The organism is Streptomyces sp. SID12488, from assembly GCF_010548275.1.
Classification (GTDB): Bacteria; Actinomycetota; Actinomycetes; order Streptomycetales; family Streptomycetaceae; genus Streptomyces.
The window spans coordinates 130106-142274 of sequence record NZ_JAAGLT010000011.1 but is presented as its reverse complement, the minus strand read 5'-3'; the positions used below and the strand labels follow the sequence as shown (position 1 = coordinate 142274).

Here is a 12169-nt window from a genome sequence, read left to right as displayed (position 1 = left end):
CCGTCCGGGTGGGCGCGGTGCCGAGGAGGATCAAGAGTGGGTCTCAGCAGGGTTCGATGGCTCGCAGGACGCGCTGCCCGATGTGGGCGAGCTGCTTGACCTGCGCCTTCGTCAGCGGGTCGAACGCCAGTCGGCGTACCTCCGCGACATGGCCGGAAGCACCGCCGTCGCCGTCCCGGCCTTCCAGCGGCTCCTCCCCCTCCCCGCCACCCGGGACCGACCCCGGCCGGCTTCTACGGCGCCACAGTGCTGTCCGGTGCCGCCGCGGTCCCGGCCACGCTCGCCGACGGCTCGATCCCTGCCGTGGTCGGTTCTGTCGAAGGCGTGGACGTTGGCACCCACGACACCTCGGTCGAGGGGTCGGACGTTTCGCTGGGGGCCCGGCTGGGGGCGTTGAGTCCCTCGGAGGGTCCTTCGCTCGGGGAACTGGGGTCGAGGCTGCCGGGTACGGACGGCTGCGGTGTGGCAGGCGTGGGCACAGATGACGGCGAGCGGTCGGCGGGGGGTGCCGACGGGCTCGTCGGGACGGGCGGGGCCTGGGGGACCGTGGGAGAACGGGGGCTCTCGGCCGTCGTCAGGTTGAGGGGGAGGGCGATGAGGGCGGCGACGGCGCAGACCATGCCCACTCCGGCCGCCGTGCGGGTCCGTCGGCGGCGGGTCGCGGTGCGCCGGATCTCCTCGTAGCGGCCGGTGGGCGCGCCCAGGTAGGCGGGGGCGGGGCCGAGGAGGACCAGGAGGGGGTCGTCGGGGTCGTGGTCCGGGGCGGTGGGGTCGATCGGTCCGAATTCCGGGTCTTCGTCGTCGTCAAAGCGTGTGGTCAAGACTTTTCCTCAGATGGGCGCGGAGTGCTTCACGGGCCGCGTGGAGGTCGGCCTTGATGGTTCCTTCCTTACGTCCGGTCAGTGCGGACACTTCCCGGATGGGCATGTCAGCGTAGTAGTGGAGGAGGATCGGCACACGCAGTCGTTCCGGCAGCGACTGCACCAGCAGGCGGACGGACGGGTCCGACGCCTCGGTGTGGGTGCGCAGCGCCGCCTCCGTGGTCACGTGCCGCATGGCCCTGCGCTCGCGTTCCATTTTGCGCCAGTGGTCCCGGACGATGTTGGCCGCCGTCACATAGAGGAAGCCGCGCGGCTCCTCCACCGACGTCCAGCGGGCCCACAGCCGGGTGAACGCCTCCGAGGCGATCTCGTGGGCCGTCTCGTCGTCGTCGACAAGACGGCGGCACCAGCCGGCCAGGCGCGGGTAGAGGGCGGCGAACAGCTCGGACGCTGCCTTGTCGCGGGACCGTTTCAACGCTCTCCATGGTGCTGCTGCCACCGGTGTGGCACTCGTGGGGGAGGACGGCGGGCCGCCAGCGTACGTTCCGGCGGCCCGCCGTCCTTTGTGTTCCAGTGTGCTCACGGGGCGTTCACGGGGTCGTGGACGACGTCAGCGCGGCGAAGGCGATCACGTTGTCGAGGTAGCCGGTCTCGTCCTTGGGGCCGCCGCAGGTGATGAGCCGAAGCTCCGGACGGTCCACGTTCCCGTAGACGTCCTCCGTCGGGAAATCGGCCTTGGCCACCGTCCGCAGCGAGGTCACCGTGAACTCCGTCTCCGTGCCGTTCTCCAGGCGCGCGACGATCTTCTCGCCCCGGCGCAGCCGCGAGAGGCCGTGGAAGACGCCGTCCCCGTACGCGCCGACCGTGACATGCCCGAGGATCACCGACGGGCCGGTCTGACCCGGCGTCGGCGAGTGTTCGTACCAGCCGGCCTGGTCGTGATCGGTGATCGGAGGGACCTGCACCGTGCCGTCGGACGCCAGTCCCAGCCGCATGACCGGGGTGTCGACCCCGAGGGCCGGGATGCGGAGTCGGACGGGGGCCGAACGGCCCACCGCCCGCGCGGACTTGGCGGAGGTGTGCTTGCCGGCGGTCGACCGCGGTGGCGAGGAGGAGGCGTCGGGGCTCGGGGTCCCTGTCGTCCGTACGCCCTCGCCGCCGGAGGAACAGCCCACGAGCAGCGAGGCGGCGGCAGCCGTGGCTCCCGTACCGAACGCGCGCCTGGAGAGCACGGTCACGCCCCGGTCGCCCGCCGACGGCGTACGACGAACAGCGCGGCGCCGCCCACGGCGAACGCGGCGGCGGCGCCTCCGCCGATCAGCGCCCCCGGCGTGCCGGAGTCCGTGGAGGTCTGCGTCACCCCGGTGTTGGGCGCGCCGCCCGGAACCTGGGCGACCTGGGACGGGCTGGTCCAGGTGGTGGGGGCCTCGCTGGCCACGGGGTCGGCCCCCTCGGACGGTGCCAGGGTCGGTTCGGCGCTCGTCGCCGGGGTGGTCTCGGTCGGCGCGACGGAGGCGGTCGGGGTGGGGGTCGTCCCGTCGGCGAACGCGGGGGCGGTGCCCGCCAGTACGGCGGTGGCCGCGAGTGCCACGGCGCTGAGGACGGTACGGCGCACGGTACGGCGCATGGAATGGCTCTCTTTCGTCGTCCGCCCCGAACCGCACCCGGAAGAGGGCGGGTTGGGCTGGGCGGGCTGAGTGACGGATCGAGCAGAGAGACGACTCGGCGACCGGACGGGTTGTAAAGAGATGGCAAAGTCGCGAGGGGGTGCGGCGCGGGTCGGTCCTTCGCGCGGGCCGTGTGCGTAACCCGCGGGTTTACGCGTAGGTACGCCGCAGGTTTACCCGCACTCGTACTCCCCATGGAATCGCAACGAATTCATTCGCAGTGCATCGACCTTCGGGCCGGTGGTGAAGCGAATCTGATGGTGGCGACGCGGATTCAGGTCCAGCGGAGCCGGACAGCGCAGTTCCTCGCCTGGGGTGCGGAGCGTCGCGCGGGCTGGTCCCGGCGGAGCCGGGCGGTGCTCACACCGGCCGGTTCTGCTGTTCGATGTACTGCCTGACCACGGTGAGCGGGGCGCCGCCGACGGTTCCGGCGAAGTAGGAGCCGGACCACAGCTTGTTGGCCCGCCAGTAATGGCGTACCAGGTCGGGGAACTCCTGGCGCAGGCGGCGGGAGGAGACTCCCTTGAGGGAGTTGACCAGCTTGGTCACGGCGACCTTGGGCGGGAAGTTCACCAGCAGGTGGACGTGGTTGTCCTCGCCGTTGAACTCCACCAGCTCGCATTCGAAGTCCGTACACACCGCCCGCATGATCTCCTCCATCCGCTTCAGATGAACATCGGTGAACACCTTGTGCCGGAACTTGGTCACGAAGACCAAGTGGACATGCATCACGAAAGCACAGTGCCTACCAGTTCTGATCTTCTGCATATCGCCCATAACCCAAGTATGTAGCGTGGCCGTCATGCAGCTCCGGTACAGCTTTCGCCTGTACCCGGACACCGGCCAGCAGAGGGCGTTGGCAAGGGCGTTCGGGTGCGCCCGTGTCGTATTCAACGACGCGGTCCGCGCCCGTGAGGAGGCCAGAGCGGCCAGGCGGCCGTTCCCCAAAGCCGCAGAGCTGTCGAAGAGGCTGATTACCGAGGCGAAGCAGACGGTGGAGCGATCCTGGCTGGGCGAGGTCTCCGCGGTGGTGCTCCAGCAGTCCCTGCGGGACGTCGAGACCGCCTACCGCAACTTCTTCGCCTCCCTCAAGGGCGATCGCAAGGGGCCCAGGATGGGTGCTCCCCGTTTCAAGTCCCGCAAGGACAAGCGGCAGTCGATCCGGTTCACCGCCAACGCCCGCTGGTCCATCACCGACAAGGGGCGCCTGAACCTGCCGAAGATCGGTGCGGTGAAGGTGACGTGGTCCCGCACGCTGCCCACCACGCCCTCCTCCGTCACCGTCATCAAGGACGCGGCCGGCAGGTTTTTCGCCTCCTTCGTCATCGACACCGACCCCGCCGCCGACGCGACCCGGATGCCCGACACCGGCCGAACCATCGGCATCGACCTCGGCCTGACGCACTTCGCGGTCCTGTCCGACGGTACGAAAATCGACTCTCCGCGCTTCCTTCGGCGTGCGGAGAAGAAGCTGAAGAAGGCCCAGCGGGAGCTGTCCCGCAAGCAGAAGGGAAGCAGGAACCGCGAGAAGGCCCGCTTGAAGGTCGCCCGCGCCCACGCCAAGGTCACCGACGCCCGTCATGAGTTCCACCACCAGCTCTCCACCAGGCTGATCTCCGAGAACCAAGGGGTCGCCGTGGAAGACCTGTCGGTGGCGGGACTGGCCCGCACCCGCTTGGCCAAGTCCGTGCACGACGCCGGATGGGCCTCGTTCGTCAACATGCTCCAGTACAAAGCGGCCCGGTACGGCCGCACCCTGGTCACGATCGGCCGGTTCGAGCCGACCTCCCAGACCTGCTCCACCTGCGGCGTCAAGGACGGACCCAAACCCCTCAACGTCCGTGAATGGACCTGTACCGCCTGCGGCAGCGTCCACGACCGGGACCACAATGCCGCGATCAACGTGAAGACGGCCGCCGGACTGGCGGTATCAGCCTGCGCAGCGCCGGTAAGACCAGGAGCAATCCCGGCACAGCGCGAAGAAACAGGAAGCCACGGATTCCCGACCCCAGCCCGTGCCGCGTAGCGGCACAACAACGGAACGGAAGGCCAGAATCCTCGGGCATCAGCCCGAGGAGCAAGTCAATTCGGCAGCGACAACATCGCCTTCGACATGACCACCGACGAGCCTCAGTCACCGGTGAAGCCCCGCCACTTCAACAGCTTCAGCGCGGCGGCCACCGAGGACGCCTACAGCAGGGTCTGGCTCGGAGTCCACTTCCCGTGGGACGCGGAGGACGGCCTCACCCTGGGTGACAAGGTCGCAGCCCAGGTCTTCACCACGAAGTTGCGCAAGCTCTAGGCCCAGGCCAGCCTGGGCCCAGGCCCGATGCGGGTGACGGAACGCACTCAGTTCGTGGCGTCCCTCAGCTCCGTGAGGAACGGGATCAGCGCCACGTTGACCTCGTCGGGCCGCTCCTGCTGCGTCCAGTGGCCGCAGCCCTCCAGCAGCACCGGGGGACGCCGCAGGTTGGGCATCAACTCCGGGAGCCGCTCGATGAGTTGGGGCGTACCCGGAAACGCCGGGACCAGGTCCCTGTCGCCGTACACGTACAGCGCGGGCGGGCTGACCACGGCTCCGTGCCAGGCCGCCGTCAGTTCCCAGTTGCGGTCGATGTTGCGATACCAGTTGAGGGCGCCGGTGAAGCTGCCCGCGAAGCTGTCGGTGAGGGAGTCGAGGTCCGCCTCCGTGAGCCAGGCCGGGAGCTTCTCGGGGTCGCGCATCGTGTCCAGCCAGCCCTGGCCGGGCTCGACCAGCGGCTGCTTGCCGGTGCCTGAGTCCGGGTCGTCGCCGGAGGCGCCGTACAGGGCCTTGCGGAGGGTGGTGCGCGGGTCGCGGGCCAGTTCCTCGTCGGCGACGCCGGGGAGGTTGAAGTAGTTCCAGTAGAAACGGCCGCCGAACATCGCCTCCATCACGCCCAGGGGCCGGTGCTCGCCCCGGAACGGCGGCGGCACGCTCAGGCCCGCCACCCCGCGTACGACGTCCGGCCGCAGCAGCGCGGTGTGCCAGGCCACCGGCGCACCCCAGTCGTGGCCGACGACGTACGCCGTCTCCTCGCCGAGCGCGTGGATCAGCCCGACCACGTCGCCGACCAGGTGCAGGATGCTGTACGCGGACACGTCCTCGGGGCGCTCACTCCCGCCGTATCCGCGCTGGTCGGGGGCGACGACCCGGAAACCGGCGGCAGCCAGCGGCCCGAACTGGTGACGCCAGGAGTGCCAGGACTCGGGGAACCCGTGCAGCAGCACGACGAGCGGACCCTCGCCCGCCTCCGCGATGTGCAGCCGGATGCCGTTCACGTCCACCGTGCGGTGCTCGACCCGGTGGTTCTCAACCCTGTCGTGCTCGACCACTGTGCGGTTCTCAGCCATGACGCAAAGGGTAGGCGTTGCTATCGCAACCGGAAACCCGGGGTCCTTGCCGAGAACAGCTCCGCCTGCCGGTCGCCCGGGAGGTTGCCGAGGCGGACCAGGTGCGGTGCGTACGCGAGGGCGTGCGCGCGGGCCGCCTCCTTCGCCGCCCACACCGCACGTACCGTGCCCTGCACCCCCTCCGGCGGATACGACGCGATGACGCGGGCGCGCTCGATGGAGGCTGCCAACGACCCACCGGGTGCGGTGACTTCACTCACCAGCCCGATCTCGTACGCCCGCGCGGCCGAGATCCGCTCCGCCGTCCCCATCAGCGCCATCCGCGCGATCTCCCCGTACGGCATCCGCTGCGCCATGCCCATCGACTCGTACGCGCTGACCATGCCGTACGTGGTGTGCGGATCGAAGAAGGTCGCGCTCGGGTCGGCGACGAGGAACTCCGACTCCGCCAGGAGGTAGAAGGCGCCGCCGCACGCCATACCGTTCACCGCGGCGATCACCGGTTTCCAGAGGTCGTTCGCCTTCGGGCCGATCATGTCGAGCGGATCGTCGATCGTGTAGGGCGAGTTGGGCTGGGGGACGGTCGCACCGCGGTCGAGGCCCGTGCAGAAGGCGCGCGTCCCGGCTCCCGTCAGGACGATGGCCCGCACGGTGTCATCGAAGCGCAACTCCCGCCAGGTCGAGGCCAGTTCGGCGGCGGTGGCGAGGTCGATGGCGTTGAGTTTCGCCGGCCGGTCGAGGGTGACGACGGCGACCCCGGTCTCCTTGTCGGTCGACAGGCTCAGGCTCACGGACGCTCCAGGATCCACTGCGGAAGCCCGGTGGACGAGAAAACGACCTGCACGCGTGCGCCGATGCGAATCCGGTCGGGCGGAAAGGAGTTGAGAGGAGCGTCGGGGCCGGTGACCAGGTTGCCGACCAGCCGGATGCGCGGTGCGTCCGCCAGCTCGACGACGATCACGTTGTACGGGGCCAGCTCGGCGTAGTCCGGGAGGAGCGGCGGATGCGGGACGACGTACGACCAGACGCGTCCGCGTCCGCTGACCGCGCGCCACTCGCTCGCGAAGGACTGGCAGTGGGGGCAGCAGGGGCGGGGCGGGAAGCGGGGTTCGGCGCAGTCCGCGCAGGTCTGGACGCGGAGTTCACCCCGACCGGCGTACTCCCAGAAGGGGGCGCCGTCTTCGTCCACGACAGGGGTCAGCATCACTCAACTCCTCGACTTCGCAACTTCTCAGGTTCTCAGGTTCGCAACAACAGGGCCGAAGTCGGTACGCCCTCACCTGCGGTGACCAGGCAGGTGGAGGCGTCCGGGACCTGGGCGGTACTGGTGCCGCGCAGTTGCCGTACGCCCTCGGTGATGAGGTTGAAGCCATGGACGTACGCCTCGCTGAGGCCGCCCCCGCCGGTGTTGATCGGCAGCCGGCCGCCGCTCTCCAGGGCGCCCCCCTCGGTGAAGGAGCCGCCCTCGCCGCGTCCGCAGAAGCCGTAGCCCTCCAGGGAGAGGGGGATGAGGGCGGTGAACGCGTCGTAGAGCTGGGCGACATGGACGTCGTCCGGGGTGAAGTCGGCGTGCTTCCACAGGTGTCGGGCGGCTGTCCAGGCCGGGCCGGTCAGCGGGTCGTCGTTCCAGTAGTTGACCATGCCGTGGTGCTGGGCGGGCAGGCCCTGGGCGGCGGAGTGGATGTAGACGGGGGTGCGGCGGCAGTCCCGCGCCCGCTCGGCGGAGACGACCACACAGGCCAACGCCCCGTCCGTCTCCAGGCAGTTGTCGAACAGGCAGAGAGGTTCGCTGATCCAGCGGGAGGTCATGTACATCTCGCGGGTGAGCGGACGGTCGTACATGATCGCATCCGGGTTCTGGTTCGCGCGGTTGCGGCAGGCGAGGGCGACGTTGAAGAGGTGGTCGCGGGTCGTGCCGTACTCGTGCATGTGCCGGCGCGTGAGCATGGCGATCTCGTCGGAGGGGCGCAGCAGCCCGAAGGGGCGCGTCCACTGGGCCGGGGTGGGGAGTTGGGCGCTGGTGTTCCGCCAGGGGCGGGGTCCGGAACCCCTCTTCCTCGACCGCCAGGCGACGCCGACCGTGGCCTGTCCGGTGGCTATCGCGGCGGCGAGATGAGCGACGGTGGCACAGGAACCGCCGCCGCCGTAGCCGACCTTGGAGAAGAAGGTGAGGTCACCGAGGCCGAGTGCCTTGGCGACCTCGACCTCGTCGGTCTCCTCCATCGTGTAGGAGGCGAGGGCGTCGACCTCGGCGGGCGCGATGCCCGCGTCGTCGAGCGCGGCGAGGATCGCCCGACACGCCAATGTCCGTTCGTTCTCGGGGAGTTGTCGGGCGAAGGGGGTCTGCCCGATCCCGGCGATGGCGGTGGCGTCCTTGATGCCGGTGACGCCCCTGATCCCGGCCGTAACTGGTGCGACTGTCATGACTGCACACACCTCCGCACGCGTGTCCGGCTGCTGACAGGGCGTCAGGTTACAGCTAATCTGACGGTCAGTCAGCTCTTGTGCGGTGAGGTGTTGTGGGGAGGCTCGCGGTGCGCGGTGACGTGGAGTGGGGCAGCATTCCGGGGCTGGTCCGGGCGGCGGTGGAGCGGTACGGCGACACCGAGGCGGTCGTGGACGGACGTACCCGTGTCTCGTACGCGGAGTTGGGCGCGCGAGTGGAGCGGGCGGCGGCGGCCTGCGTCGCGAGCGGGGTGGCGGCCGGTGACCGGGTGGCGATCTGGGCGCCCAACTCCCTCGACTGGATGGTGTCCGCGCTGGGCGCGGTGTCGGCGGGCGCGGTACTCGTACCGCTGAACACCCGCTTCAAGGGCGCGGAGGCCGCGTACGTACTGGCGCGCAGCCGGGCGAGGTTGCTGTTCGTGACGGGCACGTTCCTGGGTACGTCGTACGTGGCCTCGCTGCGGAGGGCGGCGGGGGGCGGCGACGGTCGCGGCCCCTTGGCGGGGCTCCCGGAGCTGACGGACGTGGTGGTGCTGGGGGAGGACGCGCCGGCCGAGTTCCGTACCTGGAAGGACTTCCTGGCGGGCGGCGACGGCGTGGACGCGCGGGTCGTCCGGGCGCGGGCGGAGGCGGTGGAGGGTTCCGACCCCTCGGACATCGTCTTCACGTCGGGCACGACGGGCCGGCCGAAGGGCGCCGTGATCACGCACGCGCAGTCGCTCCGGGCGTACGAGATCTGGAGCGAGCTGGCGGGGCTGCGGGAAGGGGACCGCTATCTCGTCGTGAACCCGTTCTTCCACACCTTCGGCTACAAGGCAGGGGTGTTGGCGTGCCTGATGCGGGGCGCGACCTTGATCCCGCAGCCGGTGTTCAACGTCGACACGGTGCTGGCGAACGTGGCGGCGGAGCGGGTGTCGGTCCTCCCCGGCCCGCCCACCCTGCTTCAGTCGCTCCTGGACCACCCCTCCCGGGGCGCGTACGACCTGTCGAGTCTGCGGCTGGTGGTGACGGGGGCGGCGGTGGTGCCGTTGCGGCTGGTGGAACGGTTGCGTACGGAGCTGGGCGTGGGCACGGTCCTGACGGCGTACGGCCTGTCCGAGGCGAGCGGCATCGTCACGATGTGCCGCCGGGGGGATCCGGCACCGGTGATCGCGTCGACGTCGGGGCGGGCGGTTCCCGGGGTCGAGGTGAGGGTCGAGGCGCCCGTGGGTGAGCCCGGGGAGGTGCTGGTGCGGGGCTTCAACGTCATGCGCGGGTACTTCGAGGACGCGGAGAGCACGGCCGAAGCAGTCACGGGGGAGGGCTGGTTGAGGACGGGAGACGTCGGCGTACTGGACGCCGACGGCAACCTCCGGATCACCGACCGCCTGAAGGACATGTTCATTGTGGGCGGCTTCAACGCGTACCCGGCGGAGATCGAGCAGCAACTCGGCCTGCATCCGGACGTGGCGGACGTGGCGGTGATCGGCGTACCGGACGCCCGGCTGGGGGAGGTCGGGAAGGCGTACGTGGTGCGGCGGCCGGGGGTATCCCTCACGGGGGACGACCTGATCGCCTGGGCCCGGCGGGAGATGGCCAACTACAAGGTGCCCAGGGCGGTGGAGTTCGTGGGCGGACTGCCTCGGAACGCGAGCGGGAAGGTGGTCAAGGGGGAGTTGCGGGCGGGGGGTTGAGGGGAATCCACCTGCCCGCTGGGCGACAGCGGCTATCGGACGTCGACGTAGTCGGTGACCCGGGCGCTTCGCAGGTAGTGGTCTCCCGTCTGGCGGTCGAGGGAGACGGCCCAGGTGCCGTCCTGCTCTGCGGTCGCCATGCCATTGAGGTGACCGTGCCCGTCCTCGGAGACGGAGTCGCTGACGAGGTGGTAGGTGGTGGAGCCGTGGGGCCGGAAGTAGAGGCCGGGGGATTCGCTGCTGAGCGGCTTCCAGGTGGCGCCGTCCTTGTACTGGAAGCTGCCGTGGAAATGGATCGGCTGCCCCTTGCGGACCGGGTCGGGGGAGGCGTGGAAGCCGGTGACGCGGGTGGCGTAACGGTAGAGACGCACGGGCTTGGTGGTGCTGGTCCCCAGGTCGGGGTTGCCGTTGAAGAGGGCGCGCCAGTAGGCGTTGTTGTTCGGCGTGGTGGTGAAGGTGTGGGCGAATGTCTCTTCGAACTGGGGCTTGTTGTAGCGGACCTTGATGGGGAGGGTGGCGGCGTTCTTCCAGCCGCTCTTGCCGTCCTTCGAGTACTGCAGGGTCACGGTCGGCTTGGCGGGCCAGTGCGCGCGTGTGTCTTCGAAGTAGACATAGCCGTCGACCTTGAACGACGCGTCGTCGTTGAGGAACGCGCTCATGCCGATCCAGGTGGTGTAGGCGACGTGGAGGCTGAAGGGCTCGGTGGCGGGCTGCTGGAAGGGCGAGTTGCCTTCGCCCCTGACCACGAGTTCGGCGGCCGGTGCGGGGTTTTCCGATGGGACGTGGAGGGTGTAGGAACCCTGGCTGTCGGTGGTGGTCCCGGCGATCCCGAAGCCGGAATGACCGCCCGAGCCGAGTCCCGAGACCTCGACCGTGGTGTGTGGCAGCGGTTGCCAGCCGGCGGTGGTCTGGATCTCGGCGTGGCCGGTGACCGTGCCCGTGGCGCCCTGCTTCAGGTTCAGGGCGTGGGTGCTCGCCGAGAAACGGACCGGTGCCCGGACGGTGTGCAGGTTCTGCTCGGGCGTCACCACGCCGATCGCGCCCGGGTAGGCGCTGGAGGCTTTGGGGGCGGCGGACAGATCGATGAAGGTCTGGGTGGGGACGAAGGCGGCGCTGAAGCGGCCGTCGGCCGAGGTGGTCGCGGTCAGCCGGCTGACGGGTCCGGTGAAGATGGTGACGGGAGGGCCGTCGGCCGGAGTGGGGGCTTCGGGGTGACGGGGATCCACGGCGAGCACGGTGCCGCTGACGGAGACCTTCTGATGGAGGTAGTCCGGCACGGTGGGGGTGGCGGTCAGGTCCGGGATCGTGAGGACGGTCCGGTACCGCAGTGAGTACGGGGCCAGGGCACCGGTGACGGTGGCGCCGGAGGCGTCCTGCAGGTCGACGGTCACCCGGTAGTCGCCGAGATCCGCCAAGTGGACCGGTGCTTGCCAGGTGCCGGACCGCGCGTCCTGCCCGGAGTCCAGGGTGAAGTCCTCGGTCGACCCGGCTTCCGGTTCCCCTGCCGGTGCGTCGAGCGGATAGAAGTGGGCCGTGATGCGGGTGAGGGGACTGTCGGAACGCGCGCTGACGAAGAACATCCCCGGCTCGAAAGGCGAGCCGAACGCGTTGGACAGCACGGGACCGCCGTCGGTGTTGTCCGCCTGGGCCGGAGAGAGGCCCGTGAACAGGGAGGCGGACAGCGTGGTCGCTGTGGCTGCGGCCAAGAAGGTGCTGCGTCTCATGATGGTCCCTCGGGAAATCGGCCCGACACGGCTGCGATCCGAACGTTCGGGGCGGAACACCGCGATCGGATCCATGCCCGGGGTGTATCCGGCGATCCGGCGATGCGTGCGCGCCCGATGCCCGGATTGTCGGCGGCGATGATGTTCACGCCGGTACAAAAACTACACAAGCAATACCAAGGCGAATCAGGCGTTTGTCATGGAAACGGCAAAGATCGGCAATGCCGCCGCGATGAGCGGGCCGGACGACTCCCGCTGAGGGTTGGCCAAAGGTGTCCGGCCGGGGTACGGCAGCCGGAAGGTGTGCGATGCGGCGGGTACTACGTGTGATACGCGATCAGATGACTGGGTGACACCTCTTTATATCCACCGAAACCCACCTCGCTTGCGTGCAACGAATGTAAGCGGACATCTCGTCCCCCTCTGTAACGGAACCAACACAGGGGGCACATATGGAACTCACTCCC

Annotated in this window: 13 protein-coding genes; 3 read left to right on the top strand and 10 right to left on the bottom strand. The window is 69.6% G+C overall.

The annotated features are described in order from the left end of the window. Positions 1-233: 233 nt before the first annotated feature. The 5 genes from G3I56_RS19250 to tnpA all read right to left on the bottom strand — a co-directional run bounded on the left by G3I56_RS19250 (position 234) and on the right by tnpA (position 3265). Positions 234-821 carry a hypothetical protein gene (locus G3I56_RS19250; protein WP_239134977.1) on the bottom strand — a complete coding sequence of 196 codons (588 nt, stop codon included), beginning with the start codon at positions 819-821 and terminating at the stop codon, positions 234-236. Continuing rightward, positions 805-1296: an RNA polymerase sigma factor gene (locus tag G3I56_RS19245; RefSeq protein WP_164410490.1), complete on the bottom strand. Its 492-nt coding sequence runs from the start codon at positions 1294-1296 to the stop codon at positions 805-807. Before G3I56_RS19245 ends, G3I56_RS19250 begins: the two co-directional genes overlap by 17 nt. Before the next feature lie 115 nt (positions 1297-1411). Continuing rightward, positions 1412-2059: a class F sortase gene (locus tag G3I56_RS19240; RefSeq protein ID WP_343239999.1), complete on the bottom strand. Its 648-nt coding sequence runs from the start codon at positions 2057-2059 to the stop codon at positions 1412-1414. Beyond that, positions 2056-2436, bottom strand: a complete 381-nt coding sequence (locus G3I56_RS19235) for a sortase-dependent protein (RefSeq protein ID WP_343240006.1) — start codon at positions 2434-2436, stop codon at positions 2056-2058. The genes G3I56_RS19240 and G3I56_RS19235 overlap by 4 nt, the downstream gene beginning before the upstream one ends. Positions 2437-2848: 412 nt before the next feature. After that, complete coding sequence (gene tnpA / locus G3I56_RS19230) at positions 2849-3265, bottom strand: IS200/IS605 family transposase (RefSeq protein WP_164410488.1); 417 nt, start codon at positions 3263-3265, stop codon at positions 2849-2851. A 25-nt stretch (positions 3266-3290) separates the two neighbouring features. Between tnpA and G3I56_RS19225 the strand changes: the two genes are divergently transcribed. Beyond that, on the top strand, positions 3291-4514 hold the full coding sequence (locus G3I56_RS19225; RefSeq protein ID WP_164410487.1) for an RNA-guided endonuclease TnpB family protein: 1224 nt from the start codon (positions 3291-3293) through the stop codon (positions 4512-4514). An 87-nt stretch (positions 4515-4601) separates the two neighbouring features. Continuing rightward, positions 4602-4790, top strand: coding sequence for a hypothetical protein (locus G3I56_RS19220; protein ID WP_239134976.1), 189 nt, complete (start codon positions 4602-4604; stop codon positions 4788-4790). Positions 4791-4837: 47 nt separating this feature from the next. Here G3I56_RS19220 and G3I56_RS19215 read toward each other — a convergent pair whose 3' ends face one another. The 4 genes from G3I56_RS19215 to G3I56_RS19200 are packed head-to-tail and all read right to left on the bottom strand — an operon-like array spanning position 4838 to position 8284. Further along, positions 4838-5860, bottom strand: a complete 1023-nt coding sequence (locus G3I56_RS19215) for an alpha/beta hydrolase (RefSeq protein WP_164410486.1) — start codon at positions 5858-5860, stop codon at positions 4838-4840. A 20-nt stretch (positions 5861-5880) separates the two neighbouring features. Beyond that, complete coding sequence (locus G3I56_RS19210; RefSeq protein WP_164410485.1) at positions 5881-6651, bottom strand: enoyl-CoA hydratase/isomerase family protein; 771 nt, start codon at positions 6649-6651, stop codon at positions 5881-5883. Then, positions 6648-7064, bottom strand: a complete 417-nt coding sequence (locus tag G3I56_RS19205) for an OB-fold domain-containing protein (RefSeq protein ID WP_164410484.1) — start codon at positions 7062-7064, stop codon at positions 6648-6650. Before G3I56_RS19205 ends, G3I56_RS19210 begins: the two co-directional genes overlap by 4 nt. 35 nt (positions 7065-7099) lie before the next feature. After that, on the bottom strand, positions 7100-8284 hold the full coding sequence (locus G3I56_RS19200; RefSeq protein ID WP_164410483.1) for a lipid-transfer protein: 1185 nt from the start codon (positions 8282-8284) through the stop codon (positions 7100-7102). A gap of 110 nt (positions 8285-8394) precedes the next feature. Between G3I56_RS19200 and G3I56_RS19195 the strand changes: the two genes are divergently transcribed. Then, positions 8395-9978, top strand: a complete 1584-nt coding sequence (locus G3I56_RS19195; RefSeq protein WP_164410481.1) for a FadD3 family acyl-CoA ligase — start codon at positions 8395-8397, stop codon at positions 9976-9978. A gap of 32 nt (positions 9979-10010) precedes the next feature. On the opposite strand, the gene G3I56_RS19190 is transcribed toward G3I56_RS19195, so the two are convergent. After that, positions 10011-11702, bottom strand: coding sequence for a hypothetical protein (locus G3I56_RS19190; RefSeq protein ID WP_164410479.1), 1692 nt, complete (start codon positions 11700-11702; stop codon positions 10011-10013). Positions 11703-12169 lie beyond the last annotated feature (467 nt).

Coding starts and splice junctions, on each gene's coding strand:
- tnpA (WP_164410488.1), bottom strand. CDS start 3,265: ATGGGCGATATGCAGAAGATCAGAACTGGTAGGCACTGTGCTTTCGTG.
- G3I56_RS19225 (WP_164410487.1), top strand. CDS start 3,291: ATGCAGCTCCGGTACAGCTTTCGCCTGTACCCGGACACCGGCCAGCAG.
- G3I56_RS19220 (WP_239134976.1), top strand. CDS start 4,602: ATGACCACCGACGAGCCTCAGTCACCGGTGAAGCCCCGCCACTTCAAC.
- G3I56_RS19215 (WP_164410486.1), bottom strand. CDS start 5,860: ATGGCTGAGAACCGCACAGTGGTCGAGCACGACAGGGTTGAGAACCAC.
- G3I56_RS19205 (WP_164410484.1), bottom strand. CDS start 7,064: ATGCTGACCCCTGTCGTGGACGAAGACGGCGCCCCCTTCTGGGAGTAC.
- G3I56_RS19200 (WP_164410483.1), bottom strand. CDS start 8,284: ATGACAGTCGCACCAGTTACGGCCGGGATCAGGGGCGTCACCGGCATC.
- G3I56_RS19190 (WP_164410479.1), bottom strand. CDS start 11,702: ATGAGACGCAGCACCTTCTTGGCCGCAGCCACAGCGACCACGCTGTCC.